The 15,494-nt window shown below is 69.8% G+C and carries 17 protein-coding genes and 1 pseudogene; 10 read left to right on the forward strand and 8 right to left on the reverse strand.

Annotated elements, in window-relative coordinates:
• Nucleotides 1-65: 65 nt before the first annotated feature.
• Entirely contained in the window at nt 66-419 is a 354-nt protein-coding gene (locus ACIPSA_RS27865) for a VOC family protein (RefSeq protein ID WP_402639174.1), read from the reverse strand.
• Nucleotides 420-606: 187 nt separating this feature from the next.
• On the opposite strand from ACIPSA_RS27865, the pseudogene ACIPSA_RS27870 reads away from it, so the two are divergent.
• The 8 genes and pseudogenes from ACIPSA_RS27870 to ACIPSA_RS27905 form a co-directional block, all read left to right on the forward strand.
• Nucleotides 607-1,313 (forward strand): annotated as a pseudogene (locus tag ACIPSA_RS27870) (hypothetical protein); the annotation flags it as partial.
• Nucleotides 1,314-1,372: 59 nt separating this feature from the next.
• Nucleotides 1,373-1,906, forward strand: a complete 534-nt coding sequence (locus tag ACIPSA_RS27875) for a hypothetical protein (protein WP_402639176.1) — start codon at nt 1,373-1,375, stop codon at nt 1,904-1,906.
• Nucleotides 1,907-2,289: 383 nt separating this feature from the next.
• Nucleotides 2,290-2,592, forward strand: coding sequence for a hypothetical protein (locus ACIPSA_RS27880; protein ID WP_402639178.1), 303 nt, complete (start codon nt 2,290-2,292; stop codon nt 2,590-2,592).
• A gap of 5 nt (nt 2,593-2,597) precedes the next feature.
• Nucleotides 2,598-3,182, forward strand: a complete 585-nt coding sequence (locus ACIPSA_RS27885) for a DUF6434 domain-containing protein (RefSeq protein ID WP_402639180.1) — start codon at nt 2,598-2,600, stop codon at nt 3,180-3,182.
• Nucleotides 3,183-3,602: 420 nt separating this feature from the next.
• The gene (locus tag ACIPSA_RS27890; protein ID WP_402639182.1) at nt 3,603-4,196 is read left to right on the forward strand and encodes a hypothetical protein; all 594 of its coding nucleotides are present in this window, start codon (nt 3,603-3,605) and stop codon (nt 4,194-4,196) included.
• Between the two features lie 126 nt (nt 4,197-4,322).
• Entirely contained in the window at nt 4,323-4,760 is a 438-nt protein-coding gene (locus ACIPSA_RS27895) for a helix-turn-helix domain-containing protein (protein ID WP_402639184.1), read from the forward strand.
• Nucleotides 4,761-4,915: 155 nt separating this feature from the next.
• Nucleotides 4,916-5,497, forward strand: coding sequence for a hypothetical protein (locus ACIPSA_RS27900; protein ID WP_402639186.1), 582 nt, complete (start codon nt 4,916-4,918; stop codon nt 5,495-5,497).
• A gap of 157 nt (nt 5,498-5,654) precedes the next feature.
• Nucleotides 5,655-5,864, forward strand: coding sequence for a hypothetical protein (locus ACIPSA_RS27905; protein ID WP_402639188.1), 210 nt, complete (start codon nt 5,655-5,657; stop codon nt 5,862-5,864).
• On the opposite strand, the gene ACIPSA_RS27910 is transcribed toward ACIPSA_RS27905, so the two are convergent.
• Complete coding sequence (locus tag ACIPSA_RS27910; protein WP_402639311.1) at nt 5,852-6,325, reverse strand: winged helix-turn-helix transcriptional regulator; 474 nt, start codon at nt 6,323-6,325, stop codon at nt 5,852-5,854. The genes ACIPSA_RS27905 and ACIPSA_RS27910 overlap by 13 nt on opposite strands.
• Nucleotides 6,326-6,400: 75 nt before the next feature.
• Here ACIPSA_RS27910 and ACIPSA_RS27915 point away from each other — a divergent pair, with 75 nt between their 5' ends.
• On the forward strand, nt 6,401-7,849 hold the full coding sequence (locus ACIPSA_RS27915) for an MFS transporter (RefSeq protein WP_402639190.1): 1,449 nt from the start codon (nt 6,401-6,403) through the stop codon (nt 7,847-7,849).
• A gap of 123 nt (nt 7,850-7,972) precedes the next feature.
• On the opposite strand, the gene ACIPSA_RS27920 is transcribed toward ACIPSA_RS27915, so the two are convergent.
• Nucleotides 7,973-8,815, reverse strand: a complete 843-nt coding sequence (locus ACIPSA_RS27920) for a replication-relaxation family protein (RefSeq protein ID WP_402639192.1) — start codon at nt 8,813-8,815, stop codon at nt 7,973-7,975.
• Between the two features lie 81 nt (nt 8,816-8,896).
• On the reverse strand, nt 8,897-9,361 hold the full coding sequence (locus ACIPSA_RS27925; protein WP_402639194.1) for an SRPBCC family protein: 465 nt from the start codon (nt 9,359-9,361) through the stop codon (nt 8,897-8,899).
• A gap of 46 nt (nt 9,362-9,407) precedes the next feature.
• Here ACIPSA_RS27925 and ACIPSA_RS27930 point away from each other — a divergent pair, with 46 nt between their 5' ends.
• Nucleotides 9,408-10,016, forward strand: coding sequence for a TetR/AcrR family transcriptional regulator (locus ACIPSA_RS27930; protein ID WP_402639196.1), 609 nt, complete (start codon nt 9,408-9,410; stop codon nt 10,014-10,016).
• A gap of 121 nt (nt 10,017-10,137) precedes the next feature.
• On the opposite strand, the gene ACIPSA_RS27935 is transcribed toward ACIPSA_RS27930, so the two are convergent.
• The 4 genes from ACIPSA_RS27935 to ACIPSA_RS27950 all read right to left on the reverse strand — a co-directional run bounded on the left by ACIPSA_RS27935 (nt 10,138) and on the right by ACIPSA_RS27950 (nt 14,758).
• Nucleotides 10,138-10,938: a maleylpyruvate isomerase family mycothiol-dependent enzyme gene (locus ACIPSA_RS27935; RefSeq protein ID WP_402639198.1), complete on the reverse strand. Its 801-nt coding sequence runs from the start codon at nt 10,936-10,938 to the stop codon at nt 10,138-10,140.
• 117 nt (nt 10,939-11,055) lie between these two features.
• A complete protein-coding gene (locus ACIPSA_RS27940) occupies nt 11,056-11,544 on the reverse strand; it encodes a hypothetical protein (protein WP_402639201.1) in 489 nt (162 codons plus the stop codon).
• A 359-nt stretch (nt 11,545-11,903) separates the two neighbouring features.
• Nucleotides 11,904-13,847, reverse strand: a complete 1,944-nt coding sequence (locus ACIPSA_RS27945; RefSeq protein ID WP_402639203.1) for an ATP-binding cassette domain-containing protein — start codon at nt 13,845-13,847, stop codon at nt 11,904-11,906.
• Nucleotides 13,844-14,758, reverse strand: coding sequence for a phosphotransferase (locus ACIPSA_RS27950; RefSeq protein ID WP_402639205.1), 915 nt, complete (start codon nt 14,756-14,758; stop codon nt 13,844-13,846). The genes ACIPSA_RS27945 and ACIPSA_RS27950 overlap by 4 nt, the downstream gene beginning before the upstream one ends.
• Nucleotides 14,759-15,494: the final 736 nt, after the last annotated feature.

The following is a 15,494-nucleotide window of genomic DNA, read 5'->3' on the forward strand; positions in this document are numbered from 1 at the left end:
ACCAAGGTTCACACCTCGAGAACCTGGTGGTCCACCAGCACGTCACCGCCTGCGTGAAGACGCGGTCAGGCGGGCTGCCACAGCTCGATCCGATTGCCCTCGGGATCGGTGACCCAGCCGAATCGACCGACACCGTCCATGTCCTGCGTTTCCTCGGCCACGTCCGCTCCCTTTGCGCGCAATTGTGCGAGCATCGCATCCAGGTCGCGGACCCGGAAGTTGAGCATGGTCTGCTGGGCGGGGGACCCGAAGTAGTCGCTTTCGGACTCGAACGTCGCGAACACCGTCGGCCCAACTTCCTGACGCCACAAGCCGTTCTCATCGGCGTTCAGGCCCAGGCAATCGCGATACCACGCGCTCAGGGCCGCCGGGTCGGCCGCCCGCATGAAGTATCCACCGATCCCAAGCACATGTTCCATGCCGCTATCTTGCCAGGACGGTGATCGGACGGGCCGGCACCACCCTTGTCGATCGTCAACGAGGTGCAGCAACGATGGCGGGCACGGTCGGCACCCGACGCGGACGTCATCATGTGACCCAGCTGTCGCGGAGGTCGCTCAGTTGCCCGGCAAGCATCGCACGGAGCAGGGGAACGGGCATGCCGATCTGTACAGCACCGCGATGCAGATCATGTTCGTGGCGGTCTTCGTGTTCTTCCTGGCCGGCGCGCTGCTCCTGGTCCGCAGGATTCCGCCGGCGCTGGGCCGTACGCCGGCCACGCTGCTCGCTCTGTGGGCCTGGGGCCTGGTGGCCGGAACGTGGCCGTGACGGTCTCCGCGCCGTGGCTGATCGCATCCTGGGGGCACGGCAGTTACCGCGTCCTGCCGCAGCTGGCGGGTGTGATTGCGTCGAGCGGGCCGGTCATGGTGTTCACAGCGCTGCTTACTGCCCTGCTCACGGTGCTCGTGGCGCGTGCCACCGCCAAGGATGTGGACCCGCTGCCCCGGCAAAGTGTGCCGCCGCACGCTGCCCGTCTGGCCGCGAGCGTCGGGACCGCGGTGGTCGCGCTGTCGCTGGTGATTCTTTCGTACGGCTCGGTGGCGGCCTGGATCCAGACCTCGTGCGGCGGTAGAGGGCTGCTGTCCGAGCCCGGCGACCTGCTGCGCGAGTGGCTGCTCCTCGGCGGCTGGACGGGCCCGGCGACCACGCCGCTCGGCGACTGGCCGCTGTATCGAGCCGCTGACGCGGTCATGCTGGCCGTGGTGTGGTGGGCGCTGCGGCTGCTGCCCGGCCTGCTCACCCGAACCACGGCGCCGACGATGGCGGTGGGCGCTGTCTGCGCAACCGTGCTGGGACTGCTGGCGAGCCAGGTCTCCCTCGGCAGCGGTCACGTCTGCATCGACCTGGACCTGCCCGAATACCTGCAGGAAGGATGATCGTCGTCTCAAGCGGTGCCGACGGCACGATTCGCCGGTGGGACCTGGCTACCGGCGCAGCCCTCGGCGAACCGCTGACCGGGCATCAGGGGGCGGTAAGGGCGGTCGCGATCACCCGGCATGAGGGCCGCCACGTCGTCGTGCCCGCCGGATTCGACTGGTTGGTCCGGCAATGGGATCTCGCTGACGGCTCGGCACGGGGTGAACCGCAGACCGAGCACAACGCACATGTGATGGCGCTGTGTGCGGACCCCGTCGAACCACTACGCTTCGCCTCCGGAAGTTCTGACACATCCGCTCGGCTGTGGTCCGCGGACGGATCACCGGGTGCCTCCTTCACTCACGACGGCACGGTGACCGCAGTGCTTCTTGGACGGCTGGAGGGCCGTGCGTGCCTCGTCACCGGCAGCGCCGATTCGAGACGATCCGACGGTGGGAACCCGAGGCAGACGAGGCACCTGTCACCTGCCATGAGGGCGGCATCTCGGCGATTGCCTGCGGGCGGACGGGCGGACGTGCCGTCGCCGTGACCGCAGGGGCCGACCGCACCGTGAAGCGATGGGAGCTGGCAACGGCCAATCCCATCGGAAACAGCGTCCCGGGACATGACGACTGGGTCAACGACATGACGTCGTACCACAGCCGCGGCCGTGGCCGGGTGGTCGTTCTCTCCGAGGTGGTGACGGCCATGTACGACGCTGGAACCCAAGGTCCGGCGATCGCAGGACCAGCACTCCCCAAATCCGGACCTTGCACGGGGAGGCAGCACGCGGCAGCCGGCCCACAGGGTCTCCACATGTTCGTCGTCTCCATACGCTCGTCCGGGCATGCGGAAGCGATCAGGAACGCACGCCGCCCCCGGCCGGGATGGATCCGGCCGGGGGCAGCGGAGTGTTGAGGCGAGTGCGGCGCGTTGGGCGACGCCCAGGACGCGCCGCTCCAGGAGGTCCAGCAGATCGAGCAGGTCGGGTGGATCGGGTGGATCGGGGTCGTCGGCGTGAAGGTGGGCGATCGCGATGGCGATGGCGATGGCGACGGCGACGGCGACGGCGACGGCGACGGCGACGGCGACGGCGACGGCGACGAGGGTGGTCATCGCGGTGTGGAGGAGTTCTCGACATCGGCAAGGGCGGCCCCGACCGGCCCAGCCCCAGGAACGGCCCACCGAGACACAACCAGAACGGACGAACCCGTAGGACGCAGCCCGGCAGAATGACGGCCATGAACGAGGACTGGAACACCAGTACGACAGCCGCCGAGTGCAGGCCGCCGCTGACGGCCGACCTCACCGGTGCCGAGCTGCTGCGCTGGTACTGGACGCTGGACGAGCTCACCGGTCTCGCCCGCACGATGGGCGTCGCGCGGCATGGCGGCAAGGCAGCGCTCACCGCCCGGCTCGCCGCGGCGCTGGACGGCTTGCCGCTGCCGACCGCCCCGGCCCGCCGTCGCCCGGCGGCCGCGCAACTGGCCGAGCCCGTCAACGGCGACACCGTGATCCCGGTCGGCCAGCGGTGCAGTCAGGTCCTGCGGAGGTTCTTCATCGAGGCGATCGGTCCCGGCTTCCACTTCGACGTCTTCATGCGCGACTTCATCGCTCAGAATCCTGGCCGGACCCTGGCGGACGCGGTTGCCCACTGGCATGCCACACGCCCGGACGCGGACCGGCCCCGCGAGATCGAGGAGCAGTTCGAGTTCAACCGCTTCACCAGCGCGTGGCATCGCCAGAACCCGGCCGGCACCCGTGGCCAGGCTCTCGAAGCCTGGTACGCCCACCGCGCACTCCCCAAACCCCCCAGCGGCGGCTGACGGCACACGCTCGTCGGACGAAGACGGATTCGAACCGTCACATGAACCAGGGTTCCCACTGCTCCAGGTCGGCCACGCGGTACGACAGTCCGCCCAACTGCCCGCCGCCGACGTACGGATGGGGCTGGCAGTAGTCGGCGGGCCCCACCACGCATGCAGCACAACTGGACCGATCAGGGATACCGCGGCGGCTCGTCTGTGGGCTTTTACCCGATTGATCCCGCTTGGTCAAGTCACGACTCGTCGGAACGTGACTGTGTGAAGCCGATGGGGCGTACTTGAAGTGCGGGCCTCACCGGAGAGGAAATCCGGAGAGGATATCCAGAAGGAATCGAGATTCCAGTAGGAACTGGTCCGCCGACCGTCGCCCTGAATTCTCGGGGCACGCAGAAGAATCCCTGTATCGGTAGGAGAAGAACAATGACTCGTATTTTTCACACGCATAACGACGGCCGTCCTAAGCGCCGGGGCTTCCGGCTCGCGACGCTCGTCGCCTCGGCCGCGGTGATCTCCGGGGGCATCGCCCTTCCGGCGTCCGCCGCGATGGCCGCTCCGATGCCCGCCACGGGCGCCGTGAGCTTCGTTCATGGCGGTGGCGCCGGCGGTGACGGCGGCGACGGAGGCGGCGGCCTCATCGGCGGCGGCGGGGGCTCCGGCGGCTCCGGCGGCGGCAGCGTCCTGGGCATCGGCGGCGACGGCGGCAAGGGCGGCAACGGCGGCAACGGCATCCTGACCGGCGGTGGCGGCGGTGGCGGTGGTGGCGGCGGCGACGGTGTCATCGGCGGCAACGGCGGCAGGGGCGGCAACGGCGGTACCGGCCTGTTCGGCGGCAACGGCGGTGGCGGTGGTGGCGGCGGCGACGGTGTCATCGGCGGCAACGGCGGCAAGGGCGGCAACGGCGGCTTCGGTGTCTTCGAGGGCGGCAACGGCGGTAAGGGCGGTGCCGGCGGGCTCGGCATTCTGTTCGGCGGCCAGGGCGGCGGCGGTGGCGCCGGCGGCGGCAGCATCTTCTGACCCGTCCACCCCGGTGGGGCGGGGGTCGCACGACCTCCGCCCCCATCGATCACCGCGAGCGGAGCCGGAGCATTCCGGCGCAGCGCCCGCAGAGCACATCCTCGCTCAAGGAAAACGGAGAACCCCATGTCCAGAATTCACTGGCGGCGTCCGCTCGTCCTGGCAGTGGCCTCGGTGGCCATCGCCACCGGCACTGCGTGTGCCGCCCAGGCGTCGCCGAGTGTCACCACAGGCATCAGCCAGGTGGCCCCGGCCGGCCATTCCCACTGCGGCCGGGGTGGGGAAGGTGGCAAGGGCGGTGCGCCCGGTGAGCCGGGGGAGCCGGGCAAGCCCGGCAGGCCCGGCTGCCTCACGTTCGGCGACCTGCCTGACAAGCCCAAGTCGGAGCTCACGATCGTGGACAAACTGCGGATCGTGCTGACCGTGGAGTACGGGCACGTGAAGAAGGCCGACGTCGCCAAGAAGTACAAGATCTCGGAGAAAGAGATCGACACCTGGGAAAAGCAGTTCCGCGAGGGCGACTGGGCCGCGCTGGTGGACCTGAATTCCCTCTTCGGCTCCTGAGAGGCATCCCAGACGCCCCGGCTCGGTGCGGGTCGGGGCGTTCCTGTCAGGTCCCGAATTCCCGCCCTGGCGACAGGCCCTTGACCCTTGACCGGATTTATCCGGTGCGGTGAAACATGCGGTACGGAAAGCAATTCTTTGGAAAGGCGAATGTCATGCGTATGCCTTCTTGGAAGGCCCGTCTTGGTCTCACTGTCTCGACTGCCCTGACCGCCGGTCTGGCGGCCGGAGCACTGGCGCCGACCGCGATGGCGGCGGCGATGCCGCAGGGCCATACGGCCACGACGGCTGCCGTCCGGCAGGTTCCCGCCGACGGGGCCCAGTCGGGTGGCGGTGGCGGGCAGCTCGGCGGCGGGTCGTTCGGCACCGTCACGGTGGGCGACGGCAGCGTCCGTTTCGGCGACGGGGTGTGCGCGGGCAGCTGTAACGGAACCGTCAACGGGAGCACCAGCGGCACGGGTGGGATCTGTGCAGGGCTGTGCGAGGGCAGCGCCAACGGCGGCACCGGGACGACCGGCGAACCGGGCCGCGAGGGCGGCATCGGTGGCAAGGGCGGGATTTGCGCGGGGATCTGCGGCGGCAGCGCGAACGGCGGCACTGGCGGGACGGGCGGGGTCGCGGTGGGCACCGGTGACGGCGGCCGCGGCGGCAAGGGCGGCACCGGCGGGATCTGCCTCGGTCTCGGCTGCGAGACCGGCGGCATGGGGGGTCGTGGCGGCACCGGCGGCAGCGGCTGAGCCGCGCTGAAGCCACCGACAACGGTCCCAGGAAGGTGCGGGTTCGGGACACGAAGGCGCGCAACAGAGGATCAGGGGCCAGGCGCTTGGAAGGCTGCCCAATGCGAGGCGGGGTGGCCCCCCGTCGGCGCAGATTGTCCGACGCGTTGGCGGGTGCTTGCGCGACATCGCAGCCGGCGCCGCGGTGCTCGTGGAAGCCGCGCATGAACAGGGCCGGGTTTGCGCGCATGCCATGGACCGTCGGCGAGTGCGCAGCCCGGACGCCTGTTCGATCATCCGCGGGACTTTCCGGGCCGGCGACCGTTCCGAGATCACGCGCCCGTTCCGGGGCGGGATCGACGGCCACCGCACGGTCTACGGGGCTTGAACCGGGCCGGACGCGTCCCAGCCGGGGATCAGCTCCTCCCGGTGGATGTCCTCGCCGTGGACCTGCTCGCCGCAGGTCTCGCAGACCGTGCGGGTGACGAGGTCGTGGTCCCGGTGACGGATTCGGCTGGGCGGCGTGGTGACGACCCAGCGGTCGCCCCAGCCGATGAGCTCGCGGGTGATGGCTCCGAGATCGCGCCCCGCCTCCGTCAGGTAGTAGCCGCTGTAGCGTGCGTCGTCCGGCAGCGGGCGCCGTTCGAGGACGCCGCTCTCCACCAGCGCCTTCAAGCGCGCCGCCAGGCGGTCAGTGGGGGCACCGGTGTTCCTGGCGATCTGTCGGAACCGGTGGTTGCCGAGCATCACCTCGCGGATCGCCGGCAGGGCCCATCGGTCGCCGACGATCTGCAGGGCGGCCGCGAGCGAGCAGGGGCGTCCGGCCATGTCCTGGGGATCGATGCGCATGGTCACCGGCCCAGTATCACTCCGACAGGGTTTGATTTCCAAACCGCCCTGTGCTTGGCTTGCGCCATGACTGCGATGCTTCGATTTCCAAAGCGCCCTCGAACGGCCGCCGTGGTCGTCCTGGTGGCGGTCTTCATGACCAACCTGGATCTGTTGATCGTCAACGTCGCGCTTCCGGCCATGGGAGAGACGTTTTCCGGGGGTGGCAGGGGCGCGACCCTCGGTTCGCTGTCCTGGGTCCTCAACGCCTACGCGATCACCTTCGCCGCGCTGCTGGTGGTGGCCGGGCGTGCCGGCGACCGCATAGGCCAGCGGCCGGTCTTCCTCGCTGGGATCACCGTCTTCACCCTCGCGTCGCTGGCCTGTGCCCTGGCCCCGAACCTGGGGACCCTCGTCGTGGCCCGGGTGGTGCAGGCCGTCGGGGCGTCCGCCCAGATTCCGACGTCCCTGGCCCTGCTGCTGGCGTCGGTGCCGACCGAGCGCCGCACCGAGGCCACCCGGAACTGGGCTGCGGTCGGCGGACTCGCCGCGGCCGCCGGGCCCGTCGCCGGCGGCCTCCTGGCCGAGGTGGACTGGAGGTGGGTCTTCGCCGTCAACGTGCCCATCGGCATCACGGCGCTCGTCGCCGGCCGATCGGTCCTGCCGAAGCCGGCCGCCCGGGAGGCCGGACCGCTGCCCGACCTCCCCGGCGCCCTGCTGGTCATCTCCTCGGTCACGGCGCTGTCCGGGGCGCTGGTGCAGGCACCCGACTGGGGCTGGACGAGCGCTATGACCGTACTGCTCCTGGCCGTTGCTGTGATCAGCGGTGCCGCGTTCGTCTTCAGGTCCCTGCGGCACCCCCACCCGCTGTTCGAGCTGGACCTGCTGCGACTGCCGCGCTTCGGAGCGGCCAACGCGGGCAGCCTCGTGTTCGGCGTCGCCTTCGCGATCATGCTGCTGTCGAATGTGCTGTGGTGCCAGGAAGTCTGGCACTGGAGCGCGCTGCGCACCGGTGTCGCCCTGGTTCCCGGTCCCGCCCTCGTGCCGGTCGTCAGCCTTCTGACCGCCCGCGCCGCGCAGCGCTTCGGGCACGGACCGCTCGTTGCCGCGGGCGGGTTGCTGTTCGCCGGCGGCATGGTCTGGCTCGCGTGCTGCGCGTCCGTCACGCCGGACTATCTGCGTGACCTGCTGCCCAGCCAGCTGTTGACCGGTGCGGGTGTCGGTCTGGCCCTGGGCACTCTGGTGGCCGCCGGTGTGCACGCCGTTCCGGGGCACCGTGCGGCGACCGGGTCGGCTCTGGTCAACTCCGTCCGCCAGATCTCGACCACGGTCGGCGTCGCAGTCCTGGTCGCGGTGGTCGGCTCACGCATCGGTGCCGACCCACTTCACGACTTCCGGATCGTCTGGTGCACAGCCGCCGTACTGGGCCTGGCGACGTCGGCGTTCGGTGTGCACCTCAGCCGTGGCGGCGGCTCGGGCCGGACGGCGTCCACCGCGTCGAAGGAGCCCGAGGCGGATGCGCAGGCTCTGACGGAAGCGTCCTGACCGACCACTGCCCCCTCGGTCGACGGAAGTTGGGGCCGTGCAGGTAGTCGGACACGGCGGGCGTCAGGAGGTCAGGACGATACGTCGGCCCGGCTCGTCGGGGGTCTCCTACGCCCACTCGACCTACGGCAATGGCGTGGGGAGCGGGTCCGCGGCAAGGCCGCCTACCTTGAGTTCGGCCGCGAGGGAGAGGAGTTCGGCGACGACGTCGGCGGTGGTCACCACGAGGTCCCCATGACAGCTACGGAGCGGCGGCACAACGAAACTTCCCCCGTCGGACGGGCCGTGCTGTACGTGCGCGTCGAGCAGGGCGAGCAGTTCGCGAAGTCGCGTGGCCTGACCGCCGTCGACACCATCACCGACCTTTATGGGCAGCCCGAGCCGTGGCGCCGTGAGGGATGGCCGCGGGTTCGCGGCCTGGCTGAGGGTGCCGAGGTCGGCACGGTCGTCGTCCGGCGGCCGGCTGCCACCGCGACTGAAGGCTCCCGGGAGCTGAGACACCGGGAGATCCGGCGGCTCCATGATCACGGCGCGCAGGTCTGCTACTCGCTGGAGCCGCTTGCCGTTGCCGAGAGGGTGGTGGACCTCGGGAATCCAGTCCAGTGGCCGGCACACGTCGACGCGGCGGCGGGCGTCTTGCAGGAAGACGTGCCCTGTCTCCCCCACCGTCAGCGCGTGCCCCACACGCAGCCTGGCGGCGGTGCGGTCGGCGATCAGCCTCGGCGGCCGCCAGTCCCGCAGTTCGGGCCACTCGCATGCGAGGTGCACGCCGTACTGGGTGGCCCAGACTCGCGTGCGTCCGGCCTGCGGCAGGGTGACGCGGTCCACCAGGCCCTCGTCGCGGAGCTTGGCCAGGCGGATCCGGGTCTGCTCGATCCGCACCTCGGGTGCGATCACCGGGTGCATCAGTTCCGTCGTCGCCATCCGGTACTGGGCCGGAACCTGCCAGCGCCAGCCGGTCCCCACCGCCCGCGTGCACGTTCAGCGTCGCCGCCGTCGCCCCTGTCGTACGGTGCGGGGGCAGAAGAGCCGGCATGTGCACGGGTGTCAGGATCCGGCACCGGATGTGTGGCGAGCCAACTCGGTGGCCAGGCGTCGCATGACAGTGCGGTTGGCGCGCCGCACAGCGGCTCGCACGACGGGTGCCAGCAGGCGCTCGGCGAGCGGGGCGCGCGCCCAGGCGTACGTGAACGATACGTGGCTCCCGCCGGTCGGCAGCGGTTCGATGATGTAGGTGCCGTGGGCCAGGCGTCGGCCGGCCGCGCTGACGTTCCGTTCGACGATGCGCCGCGGTGGGTCGCACTTGACGACCTCGACGGTGACGTCGGTCGTCGTGCCGCCCAGCGCGGCTGTGACCGTGGCGCACGATGCGATGCCCCGGTCGGGGCCGCTGTAGCGCCAGTTGGTCAGGTAATGGTTGGTGAATCGCTCATGGTGAGCCATGACATCGAGGAAGTCGTAGACCTGTTCGGGCGTCTGCGGTACGTCGATCGACACGGTGACAGACTTCATGTACCACACGGTACATAGCGCATGTACCAATTGGTACACTTGCGACGTGGTGAATGCGGACGGCTCTCATCCTCAAAGCGAGGCCGCGCCCGGCACGGACCGGGACCGGCGCGCTGAACTGGTGAACGCGGCCGTCGACTACGTTGCGGCACACGGCATCGCGGACCTGAGCCTGCGCGGCCTGGGCGCCGCGATCGGCGTCAGTCACCGCATGCTGATCCACTACTTCGGCTCCAAGGAACAGCTGCTCGTCGAGATCGTCCGGACGTCGGAGCAGCGCCAGCGCGATCTGCTGTCCCGGCTCCGCCTCGAACCCGGTGTGTTGCCCGCCGATGCTGCGCGGCTCCTCTGGCAGCAGCTGACGGACCCTCGACTGGCCGACCAGGAGCGGCTCTTCTTCGAAATCTACGCGCACGCGCTACGAGGCCGTCCCGAGGCCGCCCCAGTCCTCGAAGGGCTCGTGAACGACTGGCTGGGGCCGCTGGAGGCTGCCGAGGTCGCCGTAGGGGCGGACCCTGCCACGGCGCGGAATCGCGCCAGGCTGGGACTCGCCACCGTCCGCGGTCTGCTGCTCGACCTGCTTGCCACCGGTGACCGCGCCGGCGTCGACGCGGCGATGGAGGAGTTCCTCAGGCTGTACTACGGCTCGAAGTGACGGAGTCGACGATTGCGGTGACGCTCATGAAGCTCAGGAGGGTGGGGGGACGGACGTGCCATGACTCGATCCACGGCCGAGGCGTGCCCTCGGGGCGGACGAGGTGGCGCACCGTCATGTCCTACCGTTTCGGGTCCCAGGCCACGAGCTGGTCGAAGAGGCGTCGGTTGCCGTCGAGTTTCAGGGAGTCCAACGGAATACGGCCGTAGAGGGCGAGGACCAGCTCATTGGCCGTGCCTCGGGCGGAGGCGTCGGCCGCGTCCGGGTCCTCGTTCGCGGCGGTGGCGGGCATTGTGCCGGGTGTGGACAGGCGGGCGGCTCGTGCGCCTTCGGCGGAGAGCCAGTTGCGCCAGGAGCGGCCCTCGGTGGCGTGGTAATCGACAGCAGCGGGCTCGTGCGGCCAGGCGACCGTCGTTGTGCAGATGGTGTACAGGAACTCCTCGACGCCGTCGAGTGCCACCTCGTCCGGTAACGGCTGCGGGGCGCCCAGGGTGAGCTGGGCGTCGTAGGTGTGCACCGCGATCTCGTGGAGCTGGCGTCGGGCGGCGGCACCGCAGGTCTGCGGCGACTGAGACTTGCCCCACCACGCCCAGCAACCGCGATCCGGGCCGGCCTCCCGCAGTGCGTCCAGTAGCTCCTGCGTCGATTCGGCCAGCCAGGCCAACAGGGCCTCGCGCTCCAGAGGTGCGGCCGGGTCGCCCTGCGGTGCGGACTTGGTCGTGGCGTCAGGCCCTGCGGCGATGGTGGCGGCCCAGGCGCGGCGCCCCTCGCCCAGGTGCTGCACCAGGTCGAACAGCGTCCACTCGGGGCAGGTCGGCACCTGCACGTCGAGGCTGGGCGCGGCGGCGATCGCGGTGCGGAAGGCGGTCGACCGCTCGTCGATCAGTCGCAGCAGGTCGGGGAAGTCCAGAGTGTTTTGCACTCCGGATGCCTATCACTGCGCTCCGGCAACCGGACAGCGACTTTCATCGCCGACGCAGCGGGCTCGCGGCACGGGCCGCGCGCCCTCGGATGATGCGGTGTCCTCATTCTGAAACGATCAGTCAGAGGGCTTCCTCGGGACTGACGGGACCCAAGTACGTGTGCGCCACACGGTCCTGAGGGCTTCGAGCTCGGTGCGGGGGAAGTGCTCGCCCCACTTGCCGCGGTATGCGCTCTCGCCGTACTCCCTCACGACCTCGTCGAAGCAGCGGATCACTGCTCGGGCAACGACGTCGATGTTCTGCTGGGTGGACCAGATCTCGGTCCCAGCGTTGTCGTGGTCACTACCGTGGGCCAGCTCTAGTAGGCGGATCCAGACGTTGGTGCCTTCACGGTAGAAGATCCATCGGAAGGCGGTGGGCTCGGCCTCGAACTGTGCTCGGCATTCGGTCTGGCCGGCGATCAGCCGGGTCACCGCCGTCAGGAGATCTTCGGGGGCAGCGGTGACATAGGAGGCCGTGACTTCGGCTTCCGCCTGGTGGTCGCTGACGACGCAGTCGGCCCAACCACGTCCGGCCAGGACCCAGACGAGTCGCAGATGGGCCATCCTCGTTCCCCTCCTCCGGTCACGGGTGTTGTGTGCTGATCACTGAGGGCCCCGCGCACACATCCGAGTCTGGGGGATGGCGAGACTGCTCACCAGCGGATTCTCTGACACTGACCGACACTCAGTGATCGGGCAGGCGCCGGGAGTCGACAAGGTCGGCGACGCGCGGACCCGCTCCGCCGGCAGAGAAGCGCGAGTAGCTTCGCCTCCTGGCGAAGGGAATGAGCAACTCAACCGCATACCGCCCGGCTCGTGTGATCTGGTGGTGTGAGGCTGGGCATTGCTCTGTTCCTGGTCAGGCGTCGGGGAAGGGGCGAGGGGCCGTGCCGCAATCCGGCACGGCCCCGTGGTGTGGATGGTCAGCGGTCTTGAGAGAGGGCGTGCAGTTCGCCGAGCAGACTGCCCTCGGTGGCGATGAGGTCCTCGAAGCGCCCCTGTTCGCGGATTCGGCCCCCGTCGAGAACGATGACCCGGTCAGCCATTTTCACGTTGTCGAGCCGGTGAGTGACCACGATCGTGATGCGGCCCGGCGCCATCGCGCGCAGCTCGCGGAAGATCTGGTGCTCGCCGCGGGCGTCCATCTCGCTGGTCGGTTCGTCCAGTACGAGAACGGCGGGCTCTCGGTACATGGCTCGTCCGCACGCCAGGCGCTGCCACTGCCCGCCGGACAGCTCGTGCCCGCCCCAGACCGATCGGGCCAGCAGGGTGTCGAGTCGTCCGGGTAGAGCGCGCAGCGCGTCGGCCATGCCGACCTGTTCAGCGGCCGCCCAGACTCGGTCGTCGTTGTGCTCCCGAGGCTGGCCGAGGGTGATGTTCTCCCGTGCCGCCAACGGCCAGTGCCCGTTCTTCTGCGGGACGAGACCGACGTGCCGCCACACCGATTCCGCGTCCGCGGTGGCCAGATCGGTGTCGTCCCACAACACCGCTCCCTCCGTGGCCGTGGTCAGCCCGGTGAGCAACCTGATCAGCGTGGACTTGCCGGCGCCGTTCTCGCCGACCAGGGCGACGACTTCACCACGGTTGAGGGTGAGCGTGATCGGGTGCAGCGCCGGGGTGTCCTTGGACGTGTAGGTGAAGCCGGCGTGCTGGAGGCTGATCTGCTGGGGCGCTTTGACCTGCGTGGTGCCCCGGGCCGTGGCCATGGACCGGACCTCGTCGACGAACGCGTAGTAGTCACTGAGGTAGAGCCCGTGATGGAACATCACCGCTCCGTAGCGCACGATGGAGTTGAGTGCGCGTCCAGCGGTCTGCGAGGCGACGACGGCCGTGCCCGCGATCGCCGCCGACATCGCGCCGGTGAGCACCAGTGCGGCCAGCGAAGCCCACATGCCGAGCGTGAACACACCTGCCAGCGAAGCGGCCAGCAGGGTCACGAGCAGGTACGGGCGAGCGCCTTCGAGCTCTCGGCCCTCGACCCGGTCGCACATCGTCCGGTACCAGAAGTGCAGGTACGGGCGCATCGTGTTGGCGCGCAGCTCGTCGGCGAGATCCGCGGTGGTCAGCCACCAGCGCATCATGCCCCTCACATTGCGGGCGGAGATGGTCCGGTCGTGGACGCGGTAGTCGATGCGGGCGGCGATCACACCACCCAGGCCCCGCGGAATTACGGACAGCAGGAGCACGCCGAGGAGCAGCGGGTGCAGTGAGGTCAGGACCGTCGCGGCGGAGACCAGCTGGACGAGGCCGTTCGTGAGCGTCTTCGCGTCGTCGGCGAGGTCTACGGCGCGCAACGCCCCGATCTCCGCGGCCTGGCTGCGGTCGGTGAAGCCCTCGGTGTCGTAAGCGGAGAGCTCGGCGCGCATGTGCAGGTCGACCAGGGTGAGGTCGGCGGCCGAGGCGATCTTCGGGTTCAGGCGCCGGGTGGCCCAGTCCGCGAGGATCCACATGGTCGCCCCGGTGGCCATGGCCAGGACCGCGACGGTCAGCGCCGGCCATGCCTGTTCCAGCCCCTGGCGCGTCTCGGCGGTGGTCAGTTTCGGCAGGGCGTCGGCGACGGCGCTGAGCATCACCGCCGTCCCCAGGCCGGACAGCAGCTGGCACACGACGATAGTGATCGTCATGCGCCGGTCGACGGACCAGGCGAGCCGGGCTGTCTGTGCCAGTGCTGTGGGGATCCGGCGGGCCATCTCCCACAGCGTCGCGTCGTCCATGGCCCGCCGGTGCTTGCGCCCGTTGTAGTCGAGTTCGGGCGGCGCAGCCGGTAGCAAAGTCCCTGCCCGTGCCGCCGGGACGGCCAGTGTCTCGCCGGTGTCGGGCGCCGCCTCGACCGCAGGTGCCACCTGTTTGTCCTGGGGCGACGTCATGCGAACACCCCCGCCATGAGCCGGTCCAGGGTGCGCCGTCCCCGCACGGTGACGGCGGGATCGTCGTGCGCGGGGCCCCAGACGAGGCAGTTCACCGCGTCCAGGGCCGCCAGCCCTTTCAGCGCGTGCTGTTCCTCGGGTAGCAGGTCGCGACCGTATCCCTGGAACCACGCAGCTCGCAGGTCGGGCCGATCCGCCCAGATCCCGCAGCTCATCAGGACGAAGTCCTGTACTGCCGGCGCGAACCGTGACCGCTCGAAGTCGATCCACGCGGCCTGCCCCAGGTGCTGGGACCACAGGAGGTTGCGGTGCCAGGCGTCACCGTGGATGAACGCCAGTGGGAGGGGTGGCAGATCGCGCAGTTGCGCTGCGAGGTCGCGCACCAGCTTGTGCTCGGCCGGCGCCAGCCGGTCTGCGGCCTGTCGCAGGCGCTTGTCGGCACCCTCGGCGGCTGTCTGCAGCGCCCGCTCGGCCTGAACACGGTGGGGGCCTGACAGTTCACCGGCCGCGTGCAACAGGGCCAGCAGAGCACCACCGCGCCGGTGCGCGCGGAGTTCCTCGGCGGGAGTCAGCGTCTGCCTCTCGAGCGGAGCGCCGGGGACAGCGGTCAACAGGAGGGCCAGGTGCGCGGCGCTCGAGGCGCGCAGCTGTGGGCCGTGGCCGGCGCCGAGCGCTGGAACTGCGTGCCGTAGGGCGAAGGTCTCCCGCTCGTACATCACCGGCTTCGGCGTGACCTTGACGTAGAACCGGATGCCATCAGGGCGACCAAGGGCCCAGACACGGGAGTTCTCGCGGGGCTGGGATGCGGCGTGTGCCTTGGACGATGCGTCCTGTGCCACGGACACGTCTGTACCGAGTTCCTTGGCGGCCCAGGCGAGCAGGGCCGCCGAGGGCATGGTCGAGTTGGTCACGCACCCCACCTCGTAGACGGGCGTGATGCGGATGCGAACAGAACGCGGCGGGCGTCAACGGGGCGTCGGAGAGCGGTCGGGGAGGTGGCCTGAGCCGGAGGGTTTTCGAACGCAGGCTGAGGGGTGGCAGGTACGAGCACGGGATTCACGGGTTCTCCTCGGTAGGTGGAACGGGCAGAGCACTCCGGACAACGGTCCTGATCACAAGGCCGATACGGGTCGCATCGGGCGAATGGTCGAGTGAAAGTTCGATGCGTGACGTTGCGGGCAAGTGCCGTCGGCTTGAGCGCGTGGCACCTGCTCGTTCGATTCACTCGTCAAGGGGACGGCGAAGGGGGCGTAGCCCGAGCGGGGGATTGCGTGAAGGCGGCGACTGCACCGGTCTCCTTCGGCGAGACGTGGACGCGGACGGGGACTGCGGACGGCACCCTGGTGCACGCCACTGACAATCAGCGGGGAAGGGGACCGTGATCCGGACAATCCGAGCGGGTGCTACGCGGATAGGCCGACGAAGGCCGTCCGGCCGCTGACCTGGGCCGGAGGTGGAAGAAAGGATTCTGGATCCGTAGTGCGCCGTCCCGTGGTTGAGCGCCAGGCGGGATGGCTCGATCTGCGCACGCCCGGCAGCATCCACGGTGCGGAGCCAGGTGGCGACACCGTGAAAGAGCGCGTTGGCGGCTAGCATCAGCACCCTCGCCGTCGGCCGCTCGGGCGGGAGGTGTCTGCCCGATCCGGG

Source organism: Streptomyces sp. NPDC086549 (genome assembly GCF_044746205.1).
GTDB lineage: Bacteria > Actinomycetota > Actinomycetes > Streptomycetales > Streptomycetaceae > Streptomyces.